Origin of the sequence: Neobacillus sp. 114, assembly GCF_030127045.1 — a bacterium.
In the GTDB taxonomy this organism is placed as follows: Bacteria; Bacillota; Bacilli; order Bacillales; family Cytobacillaceae; genus Neobacillus; species Neobacillus rhizophilus.
In genome coordinates this window covers 4,346,099-4,369,969 of sequence record NZ_CP126144.1, presented here as the reverse complement: position 1 = coordinate 4,369,969, position 23,871 = coordinate 4,346,099, and the positions used below count along the sequence as shown (strand labels likewise).

General features: G+C 41.6%; 19 protein-coding genes and 7 tRNA genes. 22 read left to right on the top strand and 4 right to left on the bottom strand.

Going from position 1 to position 23,871, the window contains the following annotated elements; genetic code table 11:
- Positions 1 to 5: 5 nt before the first annotated feature.
- The 17 genes from QNN06_RS21185 (at position 6) to dacB (ending at position 12,588) form a co-directional block, all read left to right on the top strand.
- Positions 6 to 80, top strand: a tRNA-Gly gene (locus QNN06_RS21185).
- A gap of 5 nt (positions 81 to 85) precedes the next feature.
- A tRNA-Leu gene (locus tag QNN06_RS21180) sits at positions 86 to 174 on the top strand.
- 100 nt (positions 175 to 274) lie between these two features.
- Positions 275 to 350, top strand: a tRNA-Ala gene (locus tag QNN06_RS21175).
- Between the two features lie 17 nt (positions 351 to 367).
- Positions 368 to 441 (top strand) — tRNA-Met (locus tag QNN06_RS21170).
- Positions 442 to 465: 24 nt separating this feature from the next.
- A tRNA-Tyr gene (locus QNN06_RS21165) sits at positions 466 to 550 on the top strand.
- A 5-nt stretch (positions 551 to 555) separates the two neighbouring features.
- Positions 556 to 626 (top strand) — tRNA-Trp (locus tag QNN06_RS21160).
- Between the two features lie 154 nt (positions 627 to 780).
- On the top strand, positions 781 to 1,548 hold the full coding sequence (locus QNN06_RS21155; protein WP_213120992.1) for an NUDIX domain-containing protein: 768 nt from the start codon (positions 781 to 783) through the stop codon (positions 1,546 to 1,548).
- 153 nt (positions 1,549 to 1,701) lie between these two features.
- Positions 1,702 to 1,775, top strand: a tRNA-Ile gene (locus QNN06_RS21150).
- A 107-nt stretch (positions 1,776 to 1,882) separates the two neighbouring features.
- Complete coding sequence (locus QNN06_RS21145; RefSeq protein WP_213120993.1) at positions 1,883 to 1,987, top strand: zinc finger domain-containing protein; 105 nt, start codon at positions 1,883 to 1,885, stop codon at positions 1,985 to 1,987.
- 160 nt (positions 1,988 to 2,147) lie between these two features.
- Positions 2,148 to 2,783 carry a transcriptional regulator CcpN gene (ccpN, locus tag QNN06_RS21140; protein ID WP_213120994.1) on the top strand — a complete coding sequence of 212 codons (636 nt, stop codon included), beginning with the start codon at positions 2,148 to 2,150 and terminating at the stop codon, positions 2,781 to 2,783.
- Positions 2,784 to 2,805: 22 nt separating this feature from the next.
- The gene (locus QNN06_RS21135; protein ID WP_213120995.1) at positions 2,806 to 3,621 is read left to right on the top strand and encodes a pyruvate, water dikinase regulatory protein; all 816 of its coding nucleotides are present in this window, start codon (positions 2,806 to 2,808) and stop codon (positions 3,619 to 3,621) included.
- 4 nt (positions 3,622 to 3,625) lie between these two features.
- Positions 3,626 to 6,295, top strand: a complete 2,670-nt coding sequence (ppdK, locus tag QNN06_RS21130; RefSeq protein WP_213120996.1) for a pyruvate, phosphate dikinase — start codon at positions 3,626 to 3,628, stop codon at positions 6,293 to 6,295.
- Positions 6,296 to 6,451: 156 nt separating this feature from the next.
- Positions 6,452 to 6,643, top strand: coding sequence for a YbxH family protein (locus QNN06_RS21125; protein ID WP_213120997.1), 192 nt, complete (start codon positions 6,452 to 6,454; stop codon positions 6,641 to 6,643).
- Between the two features lie 106 nt (positions 6,644 to 6,749).
- Positions 6,750 to 6,833 carry a putative holin-like toxin gene (locus QNN06_RS31460; RefSeq protein ID WP_372447649.1) on the top strand — a complete coding sequence of 28 codons (84 nt, stop codon included), beginning with the start codon at positions 6,750 to 6,752 and terminating at the stop codon, positions 6,831 to 6,833.
- A gap of 203 nt (positions 6,834 to 7,036) precedes the next feature.
- Positions 7,037 to 9,622, top strand: coding sequence for a DEAD/DEAH box helicase (locus QNN06_RS21120; protein ID WP_284035911.1), 2,586 nt, complete (start codon positions 7,037 to 7,039; stop codon positions 9,620 to 9,622).
- 148 nt (positions 9,623 to 9,770) lie between these two features.
- Positions 9,771 to 11,039, top strand: a complete 1,269-nt coding sequence (locus QNN06_RS21115) for a glycosyl hydrolase family 18 protein (protein WP_213120999.1) — start codon at positions 9,771 to 9,773, stop codon at positions 11,037 to 11,039.
- A gap of 82 nt (positions 11,040 to 11,121) precedes the next feature.
- Positions 11,122 to 12,588, top strand: a complete 1,467-nt coding sequence (gene dacB, locus QNN06_RS21110; protein ID WP_213121000.1) for a D-alanyl-D-alanine carboxypeptidase/D-alanyl-D-alanine endopeptidase — start codon at positions 11,122 to 11,124, stop codon at positions 12,586 to 12,588.
- A 42-nt stretch (positions 12,589 to 12,630) separates the two neighbouring features.
- Here dacB and QNN06_RS21105 read toward each other — a convergent pair whose 3' ends face one another.
- Together QNN06_RS21105 and QNN06_RS21100 are read right to left on the bottom strand one after the other, a co-directional pair.
- The gene (locus QNN06_RS21105; protein WP_213121001.1) at positions 12,631 to 12,843 is read right to left on the bottom strand and encodes a cysteine-rich CWC family protein; all 213 of its coding nucleotides are present in this window, start codon (positions 12,841 to 12,843) and stop codon (positions 12,631 to 12,633) included.
- 62 nt (positions 12,844 to 12,905) lie between these two features.
- Positions 12,906 to 13,388, bottom strand: a complete 483-nt coding sequence (locus QNN06_RS21100; protein WP_213121002.1) for an HIT family protein — start codon at positions 13,386 to 13,388, stop codon at positions 12,906 to 12,908.
- A gap of 185 nt (positions 13,389 to 13,573) precedes the next feature.
- On the opposite strand from QNN06_RS21100, the gene QNN06_RS21095 reads away from it, so the two are divergent.
- Complete coding sequence (locus QNN06_RS21095) at positions 13,574 to 14,302, top strand: CBS domain-containing protein (RefSeq protein WP_284035910.1); 729 nt, start codon at positions 13,574 to 13,576, stop codon at positions 14,300 to 14,302.
- Between the two features lie 38 nt (positions 14,303 to 14,340).
- Here QNN06_RS21095 and QNN06_RS21090 read toward each other — a convergent pair whose 3' ends face one another.
- Positions 14,341 to 15,054 carry a hypothetical protein gene (locus tag QNN06_RS21090; RefSeq protein ID WP_213121004.1) on the bottom strand — a complete coding sequence of 238 codons (714 nt, stop codon included), beginning with the start codon at positions 15,052 to 15,054 and terminating at the stop codon, positions 14,341 to 14,343.
- 131 nt (positions 15,055 to 15,185) lie between these two features.
- On the opposite strand from QNN06_RS21090, the gene QNN06_RS21085 reads away from it, so the two are divergent.
- The 3 genes from QNN06_RS21085 (at position 15,186) to QNN06_RS21075 (ending at position 22,434) form a co-directional block, all read left to right on the top strand.
- A complete protein-coding gene (locus tag QNN06_RS21085; protein ID WP_217037380.1) occupies positions 15,186 to 16,172 on the top strand; it encodes a helix-turn-helix transcriptional regulator in 987 nt (328 codons plus the stop codon).
- Between the two features lie 117 nt (positions 16,173 to 16,289).
- Complete coding sequence (locus QNN06_RS21080; protein ID WP_284035909.1) at positions 16,290 to 19,238, top strand: PD-(D/E)XK nuclease family protein; 2,949 nt, start codon at positions 16,290 to 16,292, stop codon at positions 19,236 to 19,238.
- The gene (locus QNN06_RS21075) at positions 19,231 to 22,434 is read left to right on the top strand and encodes a UvrD-helicase domain-containing protein (RefSeq protein WP_284035908.1); all 3,204 of its coding nucleotides are present in this window, start codon (positions 19,231 to 19,233) and stop codon (positions 22,432 to 22,434) included. Before QNN06_RS21080 ends, QNN06_RS21075 begins: the two co-directional genes overlap by 8 nt.
- A gap of 78 nt (positions 22,435 to 22,512) precedes the next feature.
- On the opposite strand, the gene QNN06_RS21070 is transcribed toward QNN06_RS21075, so the two are convergent.
- Positions 22,513 to 22,941, bottom strand: coding sequence for an acyl-CoA thioesterase (locus QNN06_RS21070; RefSeq protein ID WP_213121008.1), 429 nt, complete (start codon positions 22,939 to 22,941; stop codon positions 22,513 to 22,515).
- 264 nt (positions 22,942 to 23,205) lie between these two features.
- Here QNN06_RS21070 and eutL point away from each other — a divergent pair, with 264 nt between their 5' ends.
- Entirely contained in the window at positions 23,206 to 23,862 is a 657-nt protein-coding gene (gene eutL / locus QNN06_RS21065; protein WP_213121009.1) for an ethanolamine utilization microcompartment protein EutL, read from the top strand.
- The last annotated feature ends 9 nt before the right edge of the window (positions 23,863 to 23,871 follow it).

The window sequence follows — 23,871 nt, the reverse complement described above, 5'->3', positions numbered from 1 at the left end:
AAAATGCGGAAGTAGTTCAGTGGTAGAACACCACCTTGCCAAGGTGGGGGTCGCGGGTTCGAATCCCGTCTTCCGCTCCAAACATGCCGGGGTGGCGGAACTGGCAGACGCACAGGACTTAAAATCCTGCGGTAGGTGACTACCGTACCGGTTCGATTCCGGTCCTCGGCACCATTATTTCTCTAACGGGAACTAGCTTTAGCTTGATTGAGTACTACGTTCGGGACGAAGGATCGCTTACTTCAGATTCTGTTTTCCTGATTATAATATGTATGGGGCCTTAGCTCAGCTGGGAGAGCGCCTGCTTTGCACGCAGGAGGTCAGCGGTTCGATCCCGCTAGGCTCCACCATTTTCATATTTGCTTTTGGCGGTGTAGCTCAGCTGGCTAGAGCGTACGGTTCATACCCGTAAGGTCGGGGGTTCGATCCCCTCCGCCGCTATTACTTTTTTTAAAATTATATAATGGAGGGGTAGCGAAGTGGCTAAACGCGGCGGACTGTAAATCCGCTCCCTCAGGGTTCGGCGGTTCGAATCCGTCCCCCTCCACCATTTATAGGGGCATAGTTTAAAGGTAGAACTAAGGTCTCCAAAACCTTCAGTGTGGGTTCGATTCCTACTGCCCCTGTCTATAAATCTTAGAATGAACACCTTCCTATAATTTTCAGGGAGGTGTTTTTTGTGCTAATTCAAACGTATTGAACTAACAAATGGAACCTATTTCATTAAGACGCGTAAACTGGTGTAATTTAATTTGTACACTGAATGAAATGGGGAAAAAAATGTTTTATATAAGAGAAGTTTTTCTGCTTGTTCCTGATAAGGTAAGCGAATTCAATGAAATTTTTGAAGAACTTATTTTTCCAATGAAAATAAAAAGTGGAGCAAAAATTATCGGCCGCTGGATGACAAAAGGGAAAGCTGAGGTAACGATTATTTGGGAGTATCCAAATCATGAAGAATATTTAAAAATTGAAGAGCGTGTTATTAAAGATGAGATGTATAAACAATTACAAAACCGCATTTCGAATGTAGACGAATTTTTTATCGATACTCGAAAAGATTATTTATCTTCATTTGGAGAATATACAAAAACAAAACCGACTATAACGGTTAGTGGGTATATTACAAACGAGAACCAAGAAACTTTATTAGTAAAAACTTATTGGAGAGCAGATACGTGGGAACTTCCTGGCGGGGGCGTTGATGAAGGAGAAACTTTAGACACGGCACTTGTTCGGGAGATTTTAGAGGAAACAGGCATTCAAGTTGAGTTGCATGGAGTATCGGGTGTGTATTCAAATGGAAATACTGTTTCAATTGTTTTTCGTGGGAAGTATGCAGGCGGTGAGCCTAAAACATCCAAGGAAACCAAGGAAGTTCGCTTCGTCAAACTCGATTCTTCCAATGTTTCTCACTATATTAAAAGAGGCAAATTTATTCCCAGGGTGATTGATGCAATGACGGGAAATAGGGCTCCCTACGAAGCTTTCAAGGTCCGTCCATATGAATTATTAAAAAGAATGGAAGGTAATCTTGAAAGGGATTAAGTAATGTGCTGCCCGATTGGCGCAGTGAATCTCTCTTAAATTGCCATTCAGTGCGCCAATCAGCTAAATAATAAAAAAGATTGTGATATTTATCGACAGGTAAAAGAATTCTTGTTATAATGTAATTCGTCTTTGATAATTACTTTTTATTATGGGCCTATAGCTCAGCTGGTTAGAGCGCACGCCTGATAAGCGTGAGGTCGATGGTTCAAGTCCATTTAGGCCCATTACAATAAATAGCAGTCAAAAACCGAGTTCAAAATGACTCGGTTTTTTATTTGAGTTTAGACGTTTTGGAAAGCATTAAGGAAAAGAGGTTTTAGAGGAAATAAATATGCCTGAACTTGAAGGACAGAAGTGTAAGAGATGCAGGGTTACGATTGTTATGGAAACAATCTCGTCGAGAAAAACCCTTTATTGCCCTAATTGTCAAAAGTGATTCTGAATCCCGCCGATTGCCGGTGGGGTTTTTTATTAAAAAGTTAATCAATTTGCAAAATTATTGTTTCCGAATTTGTTTAAATGTACTATACTATATACAAATAAGTATAGCACATTTAAATATATATAACATATTTATTGTGAATAAGGTGGTGCTAATGATTAAACTCACCAAGCGTCAGGATGAAATTCTGCAGATTGTAAAGGAAAATGGCCCGATAACCGGTAAAGAAATTGCAGAGAAACTCTCTGTTACTAGAGCGGCATTAAGACCGGACCTTGCAATCTTGACCATGTCCGGCAGTCTGGATGCCAGACCGCGTGTAGGGTATTTTTTTAATGACAAATTAGAGGTAAAACGTCAGGCGAAGAAGTTTATTCAGCAAAAGGTATCCGATTTTAAGGCTCATCCAATCGTGGTTGAAAAATCAACTTCTGTTTATAATGCGATTGTTCAGTTGTTCCTCGAGGATGTTGGAACACTTTATGCGGTGGATACAGAAGGAAACTTAGCAGGAGTGATTTCCCGAAAGGATTTGCTCAGGGCTGCACTTGGGAACAAAAATCTGCAAGAATTGCCCGTAAGTGTCATTATGACAAGAATGCCTAATATTATCACGATTAATTCAGAGGAAACCTTGCTCGAAGCGGCCAAAAAAATGATTAATTTTCATATTGACTCCTTACCGGTAGTAAAGGAAGTCGATCATAAAAATAATACATATTTGTTGTTAGGGAGAATTACCAAGACGACAATAACAAGGGCCTATTTAGAATTTATGGAAGAAAAATAGATTAAGGGGAGTTGCTGCGATTTTGGTACAAAAGGAAGTTGTCTACGTAGTATCTGACTCGGTTGGTGAAACAGCTGAGCTCGTTGTAAAAGCGGTGGCAACACAGTTTAATGGTGGACAGGTAGAAATTCGCCGAAACTCATATGTAGAGGACATTGAAGACATTGAAGATGTGATTATTTTGGCAAGAAAGGACCATTCCATCATTGCCTATACCATCGTCATTCCGGAATTAAAAGATTATTTAGATAAGCGTGCCATGGAAGAGGGGATAATGGCAGTGGACCTCCTCAACCCATTAATGAATGCATTTGCAACAAGGTTTAATAAACAGCCCCACCGCCAGCCTGGCCTAATGAGAAAATTAGACGAAGAATATTTCCGCAAAATCGAGGCGATTGAATTTGCCGTGAAATATGATGATGGACGGGACCCAAGAGGAATTATGAAGGCCGATATTGTTTTAATCGGTGTGTCCCGGACTTCAAAAACGCCGCTGTCCATGTACCTTGCCCATAAGCGTTTTAAAGTGGCCAATGTCCCGTTGGTTCCAGAAGTGCCTCCGCCAGATGAACTTTTTAAAATACCGAGAAAAAATTGTATTGGTTTAATTATTTCACCAGATAAATTAAACGAAATTCGGACTGAGCGCCTAAAAGCACTTGGGCTGGGCTCAAAGGCGAATTATGCCAGCTTCCAGAGAATTCTTGACGAACTAGATTATGCCGAAAAAATCATGAAACGCGTAGGCTGTCCTATTATAAATGTTTCGAATAAAGCGATTGAAGAAACTGCAGGTTTAATTTTAGACGTGTTGAAAAAAGAGAGGAGCTTATAAAATTATGGGGAAATTCGTTTATTTATTTCATGAAGGCCATGGCAATATGCGGGATTTACTTGGGGGAAAGGGAGCGAATCTAGCAGAAATGACAAGAATCGGCCTGCCGGTTCCTTATGGTTTTACCCTTACAACAAAAGCTTGCAATGCTTACTATGAATCTAATAAAACCATTCCAGCTTTAGTAGAATCACAGACATTAGAGGCGTTAAGACTTTTGGAAGAAAAAATGGACAAAAAACTCGGTGACCCGCAGAATCCTTTACTTGTTTCTGTTCGATCCGGTTCAGTTTTTTCTATGCCTGGGATGATGGATACCATTTTAAATCTGGGGATGAATGACGAAACTGTTGTGGGTTTGGCTGCATTAACGAATAATCCACGATTTGCTTACGACTCTTATCGCCGTTTCATTCAAATGTTCAGCAACGTGGTTCTTGAAATTGATACTTATTATTTTGAACAATATTTAGAAGAGACACGCGAACATAAGGGGTATTCCTCTGACCCTGAAATGACTGCTGAAGACTGGAAGGAAGTCATTGTTGGTTATAAGGAAATTGTCAAAAAGCATACGCGTAAGGACTTCCCGCAAAATCCGAAAGAGCAGCTTTTCCTTGCCATCAATGCTGTATTCAATTCTTGGAATAATCAACGGGCGATTGTTTACCGCCGCTTAAATAAAATTCCTGATCATCTGGGTACAGCTGTAAATATTCAAAGTATGGTGTTCGGGAACATGGGTAATGATTCCGGAACAGGTGTAGCTTTTACAAGAAATCCATCTACTGGGGAGCCAGTTCTATACGGAGAATACCTAATTAACGCCCAAGGGGAAGACGTTGTTGCCGGTATCCGCACACCGCAGCCAATTGCCACCCTTAAGGACGAAATGCCAGACGTTTACCAGCAGTTTTCGGATACATGCCATCGCCTTGAGCAGCATTACAAGGAAATGCAGGACATTGAATTCACAGTGGAACGCGGGAAGCTGTTCATCCTTCAAACACGGAACGGAAAACGTACCGCCCAAGCAGCTATCCGCATAGCAGTTGAGATGGTGGAGGAAGAAATTATCGATAAAAAGACAGCGCTGCTTCGTGTTGATCCTGACCAATTAAACCAACTGCTGCACCGCCGAATCGATGACAAAGCTGAAAGAAGAATATTAGCTAAAGGCTTGCCGGCATCACCAGGCGCTGCAACCGGCCGGGTTGTTTTTGATGCCGATGAAGCGGAGCAATTAGGAAATGAAGGTAAAAAAGTTATCCTTGTTTCTCCTGAAACCACTCCAGATGACATCCACGGTATGGTTGCAGCACAAGCTATTTTAACTAGCCGCGGTGGAATGACAAGCCACGCTGCCGTGGTTGCTCGTGGTATGGGGAAAGCTTGTATTTGCGGATGTGAAGCCTTAAAGATTGACATGAAAGCAAAACAATTCATGGTGGGTGCCACGGTTGTTAAACATGGCGATATTATCACGGTTGATGGTTCAACAGGTGAAATTATGCTTGGTGAAATCCCAATGATCGACCCTGAATTATCTGAAGAGTTCCAGCAGCTTCTTGCTTGGGCAGACCAAGAACGCAAAATAGGTGTCCGTGCCAATGCCGATAATCCCGAGGATGCCAAGAAATCATTTGAATTCGGTGCCGGTGGTATTGGATTGTGCCGGACAGAGCATATGTTTATGGATTTAAAGAGGATTCCAATCGTTCAAAAAATGATTTTAGCAGAAACCTATAGCGAGAGAATGGAAGCACTTGAAGAACTTTTGCCGATGCAGCAAGGTGACTTTGAAGGGATTTTCGAAGCAATGCAAGGTTTACCAGTAACGATTCGTTTGTTAGATCCGCCGCTTCATGAATTCTTACCGAATAAAGAAGAACTTTTAGTAGAAGTAACAAAGTTACAAATTCTCAATCCGGATTCTGAAGAGTTAAAGCAAAAAGAACTGCTTCTGAAAAAGGTTCGCCAGTTGGATGAGTTCAATCCAATGTTGGGCCACCGCGGCTGCCGTCTTGGGATGATACATCCGGAAATTTATGATATGCAGGCAAAGGCGATTTTCTACGCTGCTGCTAGAGTAGCGGAAAAGGGCTTGGTAGTCCAGCCTGAAATCATGATTCCACTTGTTGGTCACGTCAATGAATTGAAGCAAATGCGTCAGTTGGTTGTCGATGCTGCTGTACGTGTTCAGGAAGAAACGGGTAAGGCCTTTAACTACACAATCGGCACAATGATTGAGATTCCACGTGCTGCGCTTACTGCAGACCAAATCGCCGAGGAGGCTGATTTCTTCTCCTTCGGAACCAATGATTTAACGCAAACAACGTTCGGCTACAGCCGTGATGATGCAGAAGGGAAATTCCTGCAGGCATACATTGAAAACAAGGTACTGCCAGAGAATCCATTTGCTGTTCTTGACCAGGATGGTGTTGGCAAGCTTGTGGAAACTGGCGTTAAGCTTGGCCGTGCAACAAAACCTTCCTTAAAAACAGGCATTTGTGGGGAACATGGCGGAGAGAAAAGCTCAATTGATTTCTGTTACCGGACTGGTTTGGATTATGTCAGCTGCTCGCCATACCGGGTGCCTTTAGCACGTTTGGCTGCTGCCCAGGCCACCATTCGCCATGAAGCAAATCGGGAGGAAGTTTATACAACTGCATAAGTTGATTGAGAGCGCGGCACTTTTTATGGTGCCGTTCTTTTTTTGTCATCTGCCGTTATGAAATACAATCCTTTAAAAGGAAACTTGCTTTTTTAAAAGGGTTTAGAGATATAGTTTTTGCAAATACTATGAAAAAACTTTAAAGGGGCTATAAAAATGGGGGCAATTGAACGAAGCGGCTTTAGGTTTGTACCAGAATATAGTGTAATCCAGCAAAATGGGGCGATTCACGTCTACAATAGGGATGAGTTTATTGAAGAAATCCAATTTCAGTTTGCCGGGAATTTTCCGGAATTGGACCAAATTGAAGAATTAGTGGATAAGTATTGCGAGTTACATAATATTTAGGGAACGCTTGTTCGTTTTGGTTTTTAATGGTATAATCTAAATTGCAATAGAATAGGACTTCTCAAGGGTGGACGGCACATCTCCGAATGAAAGGGGGTGATGCTGTTTGACAGTATTTCAGGCCTTGATGTTAGCTGTCTCGTTTGCCAGCCTGATTATCACAATTCTGTCTTTTCACCAAAAAAAATAATCCACCCTTGAGCCGGCAAGCATAAGCGGTGGATTTTTGCCCTTCTTTTGCCGAATCCCCTTGATGGGAACCAGCTATTGCATGGCCGAGCGAGTACCTGTCGTCATGCTCGGTCTTTTTTACTATATGCACTTCTTACTGAACATTATACATAACATTTTTGCAAAAAGAAAGAAAATATCTATATTAAAGAAGGGATTTATATGAGCAAGCTCGAAGCTATTTACCCTCAAGCAATTGAACATACGAAACAAAAAGTATTGCAGGATATGGAACGTTATTTTGAATACAGTGAAACCCTGCCTTCTTTTGAGCAATACTTGGCAGACAGAGGCCAGTACATTGGACAAATTTGGATCAATGTGTGGCTAAACAAAGTAACGAACGATGTCTCGAAAAATGAAAAGAAGCAATTTTTGAGTGAAAGAGATTATGAGGTGCAGGGTGTTGACCGGAAGCTGATTAATAAGCTGTTCCGTGATGAAATGAGGACGTATCAACCTTTCGATACGCTTACTTGGGTTATAGAAAACTTTAAAGAACATGATGAGGATTGGCAAACCCGCTTTGAGCAGGCAAAAGAAAACTTCTTTATTAGGGAGCAAGAAAGGCTGCTTGAAGAAGAAAAAGCAGAATTTCGTGAAGAAATAGAAGACGAAGCAGCTGCCATCATCGAAGAACAATACACACGTGTCTACTTATATATACGTCAATTCACAGCGAAACAATTAGCAGCTGATTTTGAATCGAGTACAAAATTTCAGTCTATAGATCCTGTGGCTCTGGAGGAGAAGTTAGTCTCAGAAGGTTCGTTTGATTCGTTTTCATATCAAACAGTTGCTGATTTTTTCGAAGAATTGACCGGTGATATCCATAAACCTCCTCACGAGTGGGGGCGAAGCTATTTTGAATACGAGACATACTACTATGTATATGAAAGCTTGATTTCGGATTATCTTTCAGAATTACTGCCTAATAAAGTATTACAGGAATTGCCTAAGGATTTGAAAGATAGGTTTAATGAGACTTTTACTAAGCCGCTCACAGCAGCATTCGTTAAAGAATGTATGATTAATGTGATTTATGATGTAATTGGTTATTATTTAGAGGACATCCAAGAAGAATACGTTGCCGACTTATTGAAGCTTGTTGATATCCCATTTGATGAAGAAGTTCACCGGAAGCTGCTTGATCAAGATTTAGAGGAAAGAGAACGAAAACGGGCAGAAGAATTGGCAGAGCTGGAGCGGAAAAGGTCCGAGGAAGAACGGATTATGAGGGATATTTTCGGTACGGAATATGACCCTTCCCTTAACTTACGTCACATCCGCTATGTCCTGCATATTGGCGATACTAACACAGGCAAAACACATCATGCCTTAGAGAGGATAAAGCATGCTGAGAGCGGCTTGTATTTAGCACCATTAAGACTTTTGGCACTTGAGGTATTTGATAAATTAAATGCTGAAGGCACACCGTGTAATCTGAAAACAGGAGAAGAAGAGAAGGTTGTCCTTGGAGCTGGCCATATTTCCTGTACGGTTGAAATGTTTCATGAAAAGGAATATTACGAAGTCGTCGTGATTGATGAAGCTCAGATGATAACCGATAAGGACCGAGGCTTTTCTTGGTATAAGGCCATCACCAAAGCAAATGCGGAGGAAGTCCATATTATTGGCAGCCGCAATTCGAAGGAAATGCTGCTTGAGCTTTTAGGTGATTCCGATATCACGATTAATGAATATAGCCGCGATACCCCTCTTGAGGTGGAATCGAAGGAATTCCATATTAAACATATTAAAAAAGGGGATGCCCTTATTTGTTTTTCAAGAAGACGGGTATTGGAAATGGCATCTCGGCTGCAAAATGACGGCCATTCAGTCAGCATGATATATGGCAGCATGCCACCGGAAACACGCAAGAAGCAAATTCACCTTTTTAATGAAGGAAAAACAAAGGTGATTGTCGCGACGGATGCCATCGGGATGGGCTTGAACCTGCCGATTCGACGGATTGTTTTTCTCGAAAATGAAAAATTTGATGGAACGAGAAGAAGGCTTTTAAATTCTCAGGAAGTGAAGCAAATAGCGGGCCGTGCCGGACGAAAGGGGATTTATGATGTCGGTAAGGTGGCCTTTACTAATGATATTAAAAAAATGAAGAATTTACTCTTGCAGGAGGATCGGCCGGTCCAGACGTTTGCTATCGCTCCCACGTCGTCAGTATTTGAACGTTTCCAACGCTATTATCATGATTTGGATACATTCTTTGCACTGTGGGAAAAATTTGAAAGCCCAAAAGGGACAAAGAAGGCTTCCTTGTCAGAGGAGCGGTCACTATACAGAAAAATTGCCGGGAGTGAAATCGAAGCGCGATTGACACTGACAGACTTGTACAGCTTTTTGCATCTGCCCTTTTCCAAAAATGAACAAGCGCTTGTGAAGCAGTGGGAAGATACAATGTATGCAATTGTTCAGGGAAGGGAGCTTCCGGAACCAATTGTAAAGGAAGGCAGTCTGGAGGAACTGGAATTAAGCTATAAGGCAATCGGTCTGCATTTGTTATTTTTATACCGGTTGGGTGAGCGGACCGAAGCTAGCTATTGGGAACGTCTGCGTGAAGAAATCAGTGACAAGGTCCAGGAAAGGTTGAAAACTGACATCAAGAAATTTGTGAAAAAGTGCAAGAATTGCGGCAAAAGACTTGCCTGGGACCATCCATTTCCAACCTGTGATGCCTGTTACCGTGCGCGGTTTAAAAAATATTGGCATGATGAGGATGAGTTTTAATTTTAAAGGCCTGGTTTGGGGCCTTTTTTATTTGCCCTAGGAGGAAGAGGCAAGAAAGGATGTTAGCATTAAAAATAGGGCGTTTATTTTGCCGATATTAGTATTTTAAGCTAAATTGCCCATATGATGTTAGAAAGGAGGGGGATTTATGACTGTTCATGTGGTTCAAACCGGGGAAGATTTATGGGCAATTTCAAACAAGTATAATGTTCCAATTGAATCCATTCTCAATCTTAATGGGCTGGTATCCGCATCCGTCGTTGTTCCAGGCCTAGCCCTCTACCTGCCAGATAACCTTCCTCATATTAGATTCTATCGAATTAAAGCGGGTGACCAAATTGGGAATTTGGCTTTTCAATTTCATACGGACCCTGCCTCTATTTTAGCTGCAAACCCAGGCATCCACCCCAACCAACTTCGTATCGGTCAAATTATTCACATTCCTTCTCCGCTTAAATTACAAATGGCTGCGCTCGGATTTATAGTTCCTTCTTCTGAAAGTGCTAATTTAACTGCCTTAAACTCGGTTGCCGGTCAGCTTAGTTACCTTGCTATTGTTGCTTATTCCTTTACTGACGAAGGATTTGCATATAGGGAATTAGAGGATGCAGCACTAGTAGCCAGAAGTAAACAATTAAACATAAAACCGTTATTAATGATCCGAAATTTTACAAGTGCCGGCTTTAGTCCCGATCTTGCGGGAAGGATCCTCGAAAACCAACAATTTCGGAGAAATTTGGTAGCCAGCATTCTCAACCTTGCGAGGCAGCGGGGATATGGAGGAGTGAGCATTGATTTTGAATTTATTCCTCCGGAAAGAAGGAGAGATTTTATTTCATTTTTAACCGAATTAAAAAGGGGATTAGGGGACCTTGTTTTACACGTGAATGTTCATGCAAAAACAGAGGATATCCCTACCAATAGGATTATTGGTGCTTATGACTATGCGGCAATCGGACGGGTGGCCGATATGGTAGCAGTCATGACAATTGATTACGGATATCCCGGCGGACCGCCGGATCCTATTGCCCCTATAACATGGTTGGAGCAGGTCATTCAGTATTCCATCACCCAAATACCCCCACGAAAATTGCAAATGGCTATTGCATTGTATGGATATGATAAAGCAGTAAGGACGAATGCCACAAAAGCTATGTCAGTTCTTGCGGCCCAAAATCGGGCAATTTCAACTGGTTCCCCCATTCAAATTGACCTTTTTGCGAAATCGCCCTGGTACCGCTATTGGCGTGGTGTGGAAGAACGTATTGTCTGGTTTGAAGATATCAGGAGCTTGATTGAAAAGTATCGATTGCTTGATATTTATCAATTAGCTGGAACGACATTTTGGCAAATCACCCTCCCATTTCCACAAAATTGGGCTTATATAAGGGATCATATAGCTATTATAAAAACTTAATAGTTTTGTCCAGTTTGCCTGTACATCTATTTTTTGGAGGTTTTGGACAAACTCTAAGGAAAAAAGAAAGGATGGAAATTTATTGTTCGAAAGAATTCTTTTTTCCTTCATAATTTTATTTTCCACTATTAATTACATAGCGCAAGATAGGGTTATTGCGGAAAGGAGGTCTGTAGTAATAGAAAGTCAGATTAATGAGCTATTGAGCAGTTCCCTTACGATGCAAGGGGCAATTGCCGGAATTAGTATCCGGTCAGCAGAAGATGGGAAGATGATTTATGAATATAATGGAGATGTGCGGCTCCGACCTGCCTCCAATATGAAGCTACTTACAGCAGCAGCAGCTCTGAAAGTTTTAGGAGAAGACTATACCTTCCCAACCGAAATACATATTGATGGTTCCGTAAAAAAGAAAACACTTGCTGGGAACCTTTATATAAAGGGAAAAGGTGACCCTACCTTGATGAAAGAGAATTTTGACAACCTGGCTAAAGAAATACGAAAGAATGGTATCACAAAGATAAAAGGAAACCTAATAGGTGATGATTCCCACTTCGATGATGTCCGATACCCCCTTGACCTGCCATGGAGTGATGAAACGACTTATTACGGTGCACAGATTTCAGCACTGACAGCATCACCAACTACAGACTACGATTCAGGTTCAGTAGAAGTTATCGTGACACCAAGCTCCAAAGCAGGAGAAAAGCCGAAGGTAAAAATTACTCCGGAAACCAGCTATGTAAAAATAGTCAATCATGCTGTAACGGTTGGAGAAAATGATAAAAAAGACATTACCATCAAACGGAAACATGCAAAAAATACGATAACCATTGAAGGCACTGTCCCAATAAAAACAAAAGCAGTCAAAGAGTGGGTGGGCGTTTGGGAACCGACGCGGTATGCATTGGCGCTTTTTAAACAATCATTAGAAGAACAAGGTATTAAAGTTTCCGGGAAAATCAAGACAGGTAAAGTACCTGACAATGCTATACTAATTATTACCCACAAATCAATGCCATTGTCAGAACTACTTGTTCCCTTTATGAAGCTCAGCAACAATGTTCATGCTGAGATGTTGGTAAAGGAAATGGGAAAGGTTGTTCTCGGTGAAGGCTCTTGGGAAAAGGGGCTTGAGGTTTTGAATTTGGAAATGGTGAAGTTTGGGTTAAATTCGAAAACGATGGTCATCCGTGACGGATCAGGCGTCTCCCATGTTGATTTAATTCCAGCAAACGAAATTTCCAAACTGCTTTTCGTCGTACAAAAGGAAACGTGGTTCTCTTCATATCAAAATTCATTACCGGTAAGTGGTGTTCCTGAAAAAATGGCTGGCGGGTCGCTTCGCTATCGGATGAAAACCGCAGATGTTCAAGGAAGGGTAAAAGCAAAGACTGGGACTCTTTCCACTGTTAGTTCTTTATCCGGCTATGTAACAACAAAAAACGGTCAAACATTAATTTTTTCAATCATTTTAAACAATCTGCTGGATGAAGAAAAAGGAAAGAAACTGGAAGATGAGTTTGTGAAAATATTGGCTAACCAATAAAATAAATGGGCAGTGACTGTAATGATTCACTGCCCTTTAATATCACTTCTTAATCGTATTTCTGCTTAATTGCTCTTTCCGAAATTTATCTAAACATTTTTTGCAAATGCAATCTCTTCTTATGCTTTCGGAAGGAACTAATTCTAAGATTTCGTTTGGAAATTTCTCGGCATCACACCAGCAATTTCCATGTTCTCCTGCACCTGACATACATCCGTTAGCTTCCCCGCAAATTGGGCAATATTTATTAGCCAATTAAACTCCCACCTATTATAAGTCTTTTATTTCATTTTAAATCATTTTGCTTCATGAAAATATTAATTTAATTCATTTTTTAATGCTTTAATCGCTGCAAATACCTTTCGTCTATTCTCTTCGTCAATCATATTGTTCCGGGCATGAAGCAGCACCGGTCTCACGGACTCTATCGAACGGCCAAAATCATACATCCATTCATAGCGGGGGACAAGCCAGGTGTGAAAATGGTGGCTAGTGTCCTCGTTGTAAAAGTAATAAACATACTCAATACCAAGCGTTTCTCTTTGGGCTTTTCTGATTTTTGTTAGTAGATTAATATAATCGTGTTTTTCTGTATCTGTCAGTTCATCAAAGCATTTAATATGTCGCTTCGAAGCCAAGATAACCAAGCCTTCAATGGGATAGGCGACATCCTGATGGGCATGAAAATGGTCTGTTTCGATTATGACCCCGCCATCCGGATGGATTAGTCCGCTAGTTAAGGCACAGCTTAAACATTCTACTTCTACTGTTTGACCATTTGATAGAGTAATTGTTCGCATATCGGCTCCTTAGAATATGTAGTATCCAAACAATATTACACTAAACATGGAAAAGGGAATAGATTTTTCCAACTGTGTTAAATCTAACATAAAGCTTGGTGGAGTTATTAACAAGTATTTTCAATTGATTTCCCACCCATGAAAAAATGTATAATAGAGAAAAAGCATTCACATGGGAGAGAACAATGAAACCGGCAAATAAACAGGATCAGCTTCTGTCCGAGCGCTTCGAGGTCGCCTTTAATCAGGTCCATGATGCACTTCGGGATATTGTCCAGATCAATGATGAAAGATTTGTTGTATTAGTGAAGGTAGGAGCAAAAAAGTATCAAGTCATAGAAACCTTTAAAAAGGATTTGGAGCAATATGCCAGACTTCGGAATGCTATTGTACACGAAAAGATGGCAGTGGGCTTCTATATTGCAGAACCCAATGCTAAAGTGGTCCATCATATCGAAAAAATCGCCAATATCTTAAGCAGGCCGAATTACGCCCCTACGATTGCAACCAAGAACGTTGTTTTCTTTGATGAAAACGATAGTATTTTAAAGGTAACTGCTGCCATTAAACAGCATGGATATTCGAAGTTTCCGATTTATAAAAATCAAAAGTGCATCGGCCTTTTGACCGCTGGCTCTATCATGAAATGGATGGCGGAGCATATGGAAAGCGGCATCGTCAATCTGGCGGATGTTCGGATTGCAGATATTATGAAGGTTGAAAAGAAACAGTCAATAGAGTTCATTTCAAAAGAGATTAATATATTCGAGGTGGAAAACATTTTTGAAAAGGCTCATAAAAAGAAGAATAAATTAGAAGCAGTCGTGATCACGGAAAATGGAAATGCAGGTGAAAAGCCGCTTGGCATTATTACTCCATGGGATTTAATTCAGATTGATTATACAGTTGAATGAAAAAGGGGTGCTCGTTAAAAAAGCACCCTTTTCCTTATTTAAAAATCAAATTCGCTTAACTGATCCATATGGCTCGCAATCATCGCGATAATCGTGCTCGCCTCTTCTTTACTGAAAATAAAATGCGATTCATCCTTGATTAACTCGTCCTCGGTCGTCCAAATTCGGTTGACCCTCTTCAGTACACCGTCACCGGTTTCCTGAACAACGCCAAACTGATAAGTTACTTCCACTTCATCCTCATGCTTGAAGGCCGTTACCTCTGGGGTGGACCATTCAACGTCAATTTCTTCAAAAATTTCATCGCGGTTTATTTGTGCGCCTTCAAAATACTCCTCGTCATCATCCGCCATTTCAATTTCATCGTCTTCACAATATTCATCATCAGATTGAAGATAAACCCCATCATCGGTATAATGGTCCTCGCCGTTTATGTAATCATGGAGACTTTCATGTACCTCATCGACAATCTCCTCAATGTCTGAAAGAATGATTTTTGCAGTATGACCACTGTCAACATCGTAACTGTCAATATAAAATTCTTCGTTTTGCGGGTCAAAAAACAGCGTACAAAAGTAATCTCGGTCTAGTTCCTCAGTATCAACATCTGCGGTCTCCACAAAAAACTCAACCCTAGGATGCTTGGCAGCTCTCTCAATCTTCATGTGGCCAGCTTGATCGTATTCTTCACAAATCGATTCAAGATGATCCTGTAATTCACTGCAAACTCGGTCAAACCATTCTAACGACATCAAACATCCCATCCTTTCAAGTTTAATCGAGGTTATTATGTCCGAGTTTCCAAAATATATTTCATGAAGGTAAAATGAGTACTAACGTAGAATTCTGGTAGAAGGAATTTTTTTAAGAAAGGTGATTTTAGATGACTAAGCCTCCAAGCGGAGAGCGTCTGCTTAAGTTGCGGGAAATTTTATTTAATGAAACAGATGAAACGAATGAGCTTTCAATGGGAGAAATAATTGAAAGACTTCGTCAGGAGTTTGGACCGGGTTTTGAATTTGAACAGCGTGCCATTCTTCGTGACATCGAGGATTTAACTAACCAGCGTTTCGAAATTTTTGTTACCAGGGGAGCAGCTGGGAAGAAATATTACAGTCATAAAAATAAGCGGTTCGAGCAGTACGAATTGAGACTTTTAATAAACGCTATCCTTTCAGCACGTTTTATTACAAAAAAAGAGGCAGAACAGTTGATAGAAAAGGTGAAGGGTCTGACCAGCAAGCATCTTGCAGCCAAGCTTCCGAATCCGACACATTATGAAAGTTCGATTCGCAGTACCTACCAGCAGCTGCGGTATGAAATTGACCAAATTCAAATCGCAATTAATGAAAGTTTAAAAATTAAGTTTCAATATGGTAAATTCGATATTGATAAAAATTTTGTCCTCCAGCGCAATGGTGAATTTTATGAGGTCAGCCCGCACGCACTCATTTGGAAAAATGATTATTACTATTTGATAGGGATCTTAAACGGTGAGGAGAAGTTCCGCCATTTCAGGGTAGACCGGATGCGGAACGTCCAATGCACGGAGGATTTTTTCCTTAAGGCTGATATCAATATCTCTGATTACATTAACAAATCCTTTAATATGTACGCTGGCAAAGAACAGTGGATTACACTGAAGTTTAAACAGTCCTTGGTGAATGTCATGATCGATTACTTTGGGCTTGGTGCCGATATGAAAAAAATTGATGAAGCTTTTGGCTGGCTTAGGGTAAAAGCAAACAGAAGCGAAGGTCTTGTCCGCTGGCTGCTTAACTGGGGAAGTGATGTAAAGGTGCTTGAGCCTCGGGATTTAGTGGAAGAAATAAAAGCGGAAATTCAAAAAATGAATCAAACCTATGAATAGAGGAAGGTCTTAAAGCCCGCCTCTTTTTAGTTTTACCAAAAATGGTAAACCATTTGGAAGGAAATGTGAGATAATAAAAATGTAACTAATTGTAAATTGATACAAGGAGATTTTTTTATGGAATCTTTAGTAAATGAACTTAATGAAATTTGTATGAGAGATCCCTTTCGCGAGAAAATTGTCATTGTCGATTCTCATACAATTGGCGAACAAATAAACGAAGCCTTCATAAAAAAAGACTTTCAGGCGGTTAATCTTAAATATCGAACTGTTTTGGATCTGGCCAAGAGCATTGTTGAATTGAATGCAGGCCAGCCTACGGAATTGCTCGACCAGACGGTTGGGGTTCATATTACGTATACACTGCTTAAAAGATTAAAGGAACAGGGGGCTCTCCATTATTTTTCAGGAATGGAGATTACCCCGTCCTTCAGCCATGCCATTTACTCGGCCATTCAAACATTGCGGCTTACCGGTTATACCAAAGAGAATTTGAACGCGAATGCCTTTGTGGCACCGGACAAAGCCGCGGACATGGCTGAAATACTTGCAGGGTATGAAGAGCTTTTGCAAGCGAATACACTCATCGACAGAGCTGACCTGTTAACTCAAGCAATGGAATATGCCCTAATTGATGAAAAGAAATTGTTTATTCTGCAGTCTAATTTACAACTTTCACAACTCGAAGAACAACTTCTTGAAAAAATTCTGCCTGAAAACACTGCTAAACTTCCACTGGCACTCGTTTTTGGCATCGATTTACCTGAGCGGACTAGCTTGAGTTCTGTTCGCTGGGGTGAGCCCGCACCACTCAGCTATCTTTATCAACAGGATCAGGTAGGCGGTAAGCCTGATTTGCATATTTTCACCGCCAAAACTGAAGAACTGGAAGTGAAACAAATTCTGGAGCAGATAAAAAAGTCCAAATCATCGCTTGATGAAAATGTCATCTACTATACTAGCGCTGATTCCTATGTTACCCTTTTTTATCATTTGTCCCAGCGAATAGACATTCCGGTTACTTACGGGGAAGGGCTGCCGATTTCCTTCAGCCGTCCCGGCCGTCTAGTTTCAGGTCTGCTGGAATGGATTCAGTCGAATTATAGTGTGCAAGCATTTCTTGATTTGTTAAATGAAGGGCTCCTCGAATTGGATGATGAGGCCCCGTCAAAAACAAGAATGGCCAGGATTTTAAGGGATTTACAGATTGGTTGGTCAGAGGAGAGGTATGGGGCGTGTCTAGTGGCGGAAATTGAAAATTTAAACTCTGAAGACCCATACTATGAAACTCGATTAAAGGAATTTTCATGGTTAAAGCAGTGGTTCTCTTCCATTTTCAAAAAGCTGCCGGCCTTTGATTTAACAATTAACTATAAAAAATGCTTAACAGGTATTGCTTATATTTTAAAAAATTTCAGCAAAACCAGCTCAGGCTTGGATGAGATTAGCAAAACTGCATTGCTTGAGGGGATTGAAAAAATTATTCCATTCGCAGAAGAAGCCTTGCCTAAATATGACGTAATTGAAAAGGTGAAGGACTTGCTGCTGTCGCTTCGGGTTCAGCAATCACGATCGAAACCGGGGCATCTTCATGTAACCTCCTATAAAAAAGGAATTTATAATAATCGCAAAAACGTGTTTTTTGTCGGTCTCGATAATAAAAAGTTTCCAGGTAATGCCGGTGAGGACCCGCTGCTCTTAGATTTGGAACGGAGAAAACTAAGCAGCAGCCTGCCGCTGCGGAGCGAAAAGGGCCAGATCAATTTATATACATTATTGCAGGTAATGGCACAATCTGCCGGAACCGTAACAGTCAGCTATTGTCATTTTGATATCAATGATAACCGTGTCATGAATCCAGCATTTGTGGTCCTGCAATGTTATCGCCTTATGACCGGAGATCAAACTGCAGACTTTAAAGCATTGAAATTACTTCCAACCTCCATCATTGCAGGCGATATTTTGGATGATAAAGATTACTGGAATGAAAAATTAGCCGATAATCAGCCTGCCAAATTGACTAAGGGAATTCTTGGTCATTTTGCGAATTTAGAGCACGGGGTGGAGGCGGAAATCAGGCGGAATTCAAGTGGTTTTTCTGAATTTGACGGTCTTGTTCAGATTGACACGAACGAAGATGACCCACTCCTTAATCAGAAGAAAAAGATGAGCGCCGGAAAACTTGAAACGCTTGCCAAGTGTCCATATTCTTATTTCTTAAAAGAAGTGCTGCGCGTCAAGCCAATTGAGGAAATTTCGTTTAATGCCAACAAATGGCTCGATCCTGCCTTGAGGGGAAGTCTTCTGCACAGCATTTTTGAAAATTTTTATAAGCAGTTAAAAAAGGAAAATGCTAAGCCTTCATATGCGCTTCATTTAGACAAGCTCATTGCTTTAGCAACTAGTTTAGTCGAGCAGCAAAAGGAAGTGTTGCCGCCGCCAAATGAACGCATTTTTTTAAGGGAAATGAATGATATTCTGGAGTGCTGCAAAATTTTTCTTAAGGAAGAGGAGCGCCATAGCGAAGAGTATGAGGCGATTGACTTTGAATATTCCTTTGGAATAGGCGGGAAAGAACCTGCAGTCATCAAGCTTCCTTCAGGAGAATTAAGGATTTCTGGTATCATTGACCGTGTGGATAGGTCAAGTGACGGAACCTACCACATCATTGACTACAAAACAGGAAGCACCTACGGATATAAGAAAAATGGCGCCTTTAAAGGCGGCCGTCAGCTTCAGCATATGATTTATGCCTTGGCGATTGAGCAGCATCTTCAGCTTGGTGAGGGGGCCGTGGAAGAAAGCTCATATTATTTTCCAACCGTAAAGGGGATGGCCGAGCGATTCACCAGGAAACAGGATGCCACCCTCAGAACCAATGGGTTAGATATTTTGGAAAAATTAATTGATGTAATTAAACATGGACATTTTGAAATGACGGATGACATAGAGGATTGCAAGTACTGTGAATTTAAGCTTGTCTGCCGCCGCCATTTTTACAATCAAGATACCCTTGAAATGAAACAATCTAACCAGAAGTTAAAGGGGGTGCGGGCCTATGACTAAGGTGATATTTGACCAAGCTGCCCGCGAAAAAATAAAGCATGAACTTGGAACGAATTTCTTGGTGGAAGCAGGCGCCGGTTCAGGGAAAACGACGAGCCTTGTGGACCGGATGGTCAACCTTATATATACCGGAAGTGCTGAGATTCACCAGATTGTCGCCATTACCTTTACTAGGAAAGCTGCAGATGAGCTGAAGGTCCGCTTTCAAGCTAAATTAGAAGAGGCTTGGAATAAGGAATCGGACCTTGATGCGGAATTCCGTTTCGGAGAGGCCGTGAAAAATATAGAACGCTGCTTTCTTGGCACGGTTCATTCCTTTTGCGCCAAGCTGCTAAGGGAGCGGCCTATTGAGGCAAAATTGGACTTAACCTTTAAGGAACTTGAGGAGTCGGATGATGCCGATGTTTTGGAGGAAGCTTGGCAAAAACATCTCCAAGACTTGATGGATTACGCCCCCGGTCAGCTTGAAGAAATGGAACGATTAGGTATCTCAACGGATAACCTGTTTCCATGGCTAAAGGATGTTAAGGAATATTCTGATGTAGAGTGGGTCGCAGAATCTGTACCAAAACCAGAGATGTTTGCGGACTACCAAACATTTATGAATATCATAAGGGAAGCACGGAAAAGCGTGCCGGAACAGGAGCCAGAAAGGGGCTATGACACCCTGCAAAAGGCAATTTTGATGGCCGTGCAACGGGAAAGGTTTTTAGATTCTCCGAAGGAAACGGATATCATTGGTATTTTTACTTTGTTCGATAAGAATTTAAAGCCAACCTATAACCGCTGGCCGTCCAAGGAAGATGCCAAATTTTATGAAGAGAAAATCTCATCAGAATTTGCGGTGAAAATCAAGCCTCTGATTCAAGCCTGGAAGGAATATTGCCATCCTAAGATTATTGCCTTTCTAAAGGGTGCGGTTCAGACATACGAACAGCTAAAAAAAGAACGGTCCTTGCTGAATTTTCAGGATCTAATGATGCATACATCCAGGCTGCTGAAGGAAAACGCTGAGGTCCGCAGTTATTTTCAAGGAAAGTACCGTTACCTGCTCGTCGATGAATTTCAGGATACCGATCCCCTGCAAGCAGAGATTATGTTCTATTTAACCAGTGAGGACCCGAATGAGAAAAACTGGACAAGCTGCAAGCCAAAACCGGGCTCACTCTTTGTCGTCGGGGACCCAAAGCAGGCCATCTATCGTTTCCGCCGGGCCGATATTGACACCTATAACCGTGTCAAACAATTAATTGAGGAGCATGGCGGGGAAGTGCTGCAGCTGACGACGAACTTCCGTACCTTAGATTCGGTCACAACCGAATTAAATACGGTTTTTGAACATCATCTGCCAGAAGTAGAGACCGATTACCAAGCGGCATACCGTCCATTGATCTCTTATCACGTAGATTCGGGAAACGAATTTTCCGGCGTAAAGCGGTTGACGGTCCCGGCAGATTTTTCTAAGAAAGAGGAAGTTATCCATAAGGATGCAGAAAATATTGCGCTTTCGATTCGGAATCTTATCGGGCAAGGACATCGGGCACGGGATTTTATGGTGCTGACCAGATATAATGACGGGGTTGCTGTTTATGCGAAAGTTTTGGAGGATGCCGGCATTCCGGTCAGCATCAGCGGCGAGGTCATCCTTGGTGAAACGAGAGAGTTTCAGGATCTATGGATTCTCTTAAAATCCTTCCTTGATCCGACAGATGAGGTAAGCTTTGTTGCCGTCCTCCGCGGGATTTTCTTTGGAATCAGTGATGATGAATTGTATCAATGGAAGCGGGCCAAGGGGCGCTTTTCGCTGTACACCGATATTCCGGCAGATTTGGCACCAACCGTTAAGGATAAATTTAAAACAACCATTTCGAAACTAAATTATTATCAACGAATGATTCGCAACCTGCCGCCGACAGCTGCAATTGAAAAAATGATCGAGGATGTTGGTTTCTACCCCTTGCTATTAATGCATGAACATGGCAAACGAACCTATAAAAGCCTGCTGCAAATGCTTGAGGCCTTGAGAAAACAGGAGGCGGGAGGAAAGACAACCTATAAGCAGGTGATAGAAACCCTTACCGAAATGATTTTTGAAAAATCGGTTGTCGCCAATTTGGAAGAAGAAGCAGATGCCGTGCGCCTCATGAATGTCCATAAGGCAAAGGGACTTGAGGCACCGATTGTCTTTTTAGCCCATCCGGCCAAGTCGGTTAGCCCAGAATCGTTTTTATCAAAGCACATTAAACGCGAGGACCTGACTTCAAAAGGGTACTTCATGTTTAGGGTGGATAACGGCTACCAGTCCTGGGAGACGGCGATTCCCAAGGAGTGGGAGATTCATAAAGCGGAGGAGCTAAAGTATCTTACGGAGGAAGAACTTCGGATAATTTATGTGGCCGCCACCCGTGCGGAGAAAGCTTTGATAATCAGTGCCAACGGGAATAACAAGAAAAACCCATGGAATATTCTGTTTGCGATGGAAGCGATCGAGGAGCTTGAGGTTCCTGAAATAGATGTCTGGGATAATAAATCTGTACCAAAGGAAATCACCCTCAGTGAATTCCAAGCAAAAACCTCAAATAAGCTTGCTTGGCTTGAACCAAGCAAAATGAAGACCTACGATCATTGGACGCCAACAAAGGACAAGGATTATTCAGAACTGACGATTGAGCGAGAATCTGGAGGCGGCAAGGAATGGGGCACGGTTGTTCATGATGTTTTTGAAAAAGCGGTCCAGGGTTATGATGTTGCGGATTATATAAAAATTGCGTTAAGCAAACATGGATTGGATGAAGAAAAAGAGACGGAAGTCACGGCCTATTTAGACCAATTTAAAAATTCTTCCCTTTGGGACGAGCTGCGGACGGCAGATGAGGTTCTTACGGAAGTGCCATTTACCTTTAAAGTGGTTAAAGGTCACCCGCTTTATTCACAGATTACCGCGGGTCCAAAGGACAAGCATCCTTTCTATGTAAAAGGGGTCATTGACCTTATTTATAAAAGGAATAACAAATGGACCATTGTCGATTATAAGACAGACCGGGCTGTCCACGAGGAGGATTATGAAAAACTTCGTGACTTTTATAGCAGCCAGCTGGCCTTTTATAAGGGAGCATGGGAGGAACTGACTAGAGAAGCGGTTGGCCAGCAATGTCTTTATTTCCTTGCACCGAATCGGATTTTTTTAAAAAAATAGTATTATTACGAAGTAAAAGGCGGCCCCTTAAAAAGACGGCCGCCTTTATTTGTGCATACTAGTTATTTATCTCAATAATTACGGGGTCAATAAGCCGTTCTCAAATTCTTCAATTCGACTGCGAACTAGAGCTGGCACTGGCCGGGTTGTTTTTGTTTTAGCATCATAGCTGACGTAAATAATTTCGGCTAAAAGAATTGGGTCTGTTTCACCATCTCTAGTAATCATGCAATTCAGGGTCATACTCGTGTTACCTATCTTGGACATTTTACACCAAATGTTCAGCCAGTCATTCAATTCTGCCGACTTTTTAAACTCCAAAGTAGATTTTGCCAGAACAAAATCAAAATCGGCCTCTTCAAAGTCTAACTTCAATCCCTCATGGAAATATTCAGTAACAGCAACATCTATATAAGTCATATAGTGAGCGTTAAAAACAATCTTCTGACCGTCAATTTCAGAATAGCGGACCTTCAGGCGATGTGAAAAACGAAAATCATTAACCATTGTAAACCACCTTTTTTAAATTTTGATAAGGATGATTCCCTCTAATCTATTTATTCTGTTAATTCCTTTCATTTCCTTTTTTTGAAGGTCTTTTTATATATCAAATGATCAAGGAAATTCTAAATTAGGAATTTTTGCATAAATTGAATTAAGAATAATAGGATGTAGTAACCTAGCAAATTGAATAGAGATTGACATCGGTGCCTTAGATGAAGTGTCATACTGCCATCAGGGCACCCTTTTTGCTAATAGGGAGTGGAACTCATGAGGCTACAAAGATTACCTGCCCAAGCCTTGGCAAGTCAGCTGATACCAAATGTTGATGAGGGATTAAGAGAGGCATTGAAGGTTCCGGACCACGTCAAAAGTTTGGGGCTGGTTACCAGCACGAGTGATGATGTCGGCTATACTGCGATTGATGAGGCCACGAAAATGGCCGCAGTGGAAGTCGTATATGCAAAGTCTTTTTATGCCGGGGCCGCACATGCTTCAGGTCCATTATCGGGAGAGTTTATTGGAATTTTAGGAGGGGCTACACCATCTGAAGTGAAGAGCGGCTTGGAGGTAGCTGTAAGGATGATCAATGAGGGTCCGGCTTTTTATGCGGTGGACGAGGCTGGGAATCATGCCTACTTTGCCCATACCATTTCTCGAACGGGTTCGTTTTTATCGAGTTTAGCCGGGATTGAAACGGGGGAATCACTAGCGTATTTAATTGCTCCTCCGCTTGAGGCGATGGTGGGGCTGGATGCAGCGTTGAAGGCTGCAGACGTAAGGATTTGCGTTTTTTATGGCCCGCCGACAGAAACCAACTTTGGCGGGGGGCTTCTGACGGGAAGCCAATCCTCCTGTAAAGCAGCAGCGGAAGTCTTTGCGGACACAATTCAAAAAATAGCTCAGTATCCACATAAGATGTTTTAGGAGAGATGG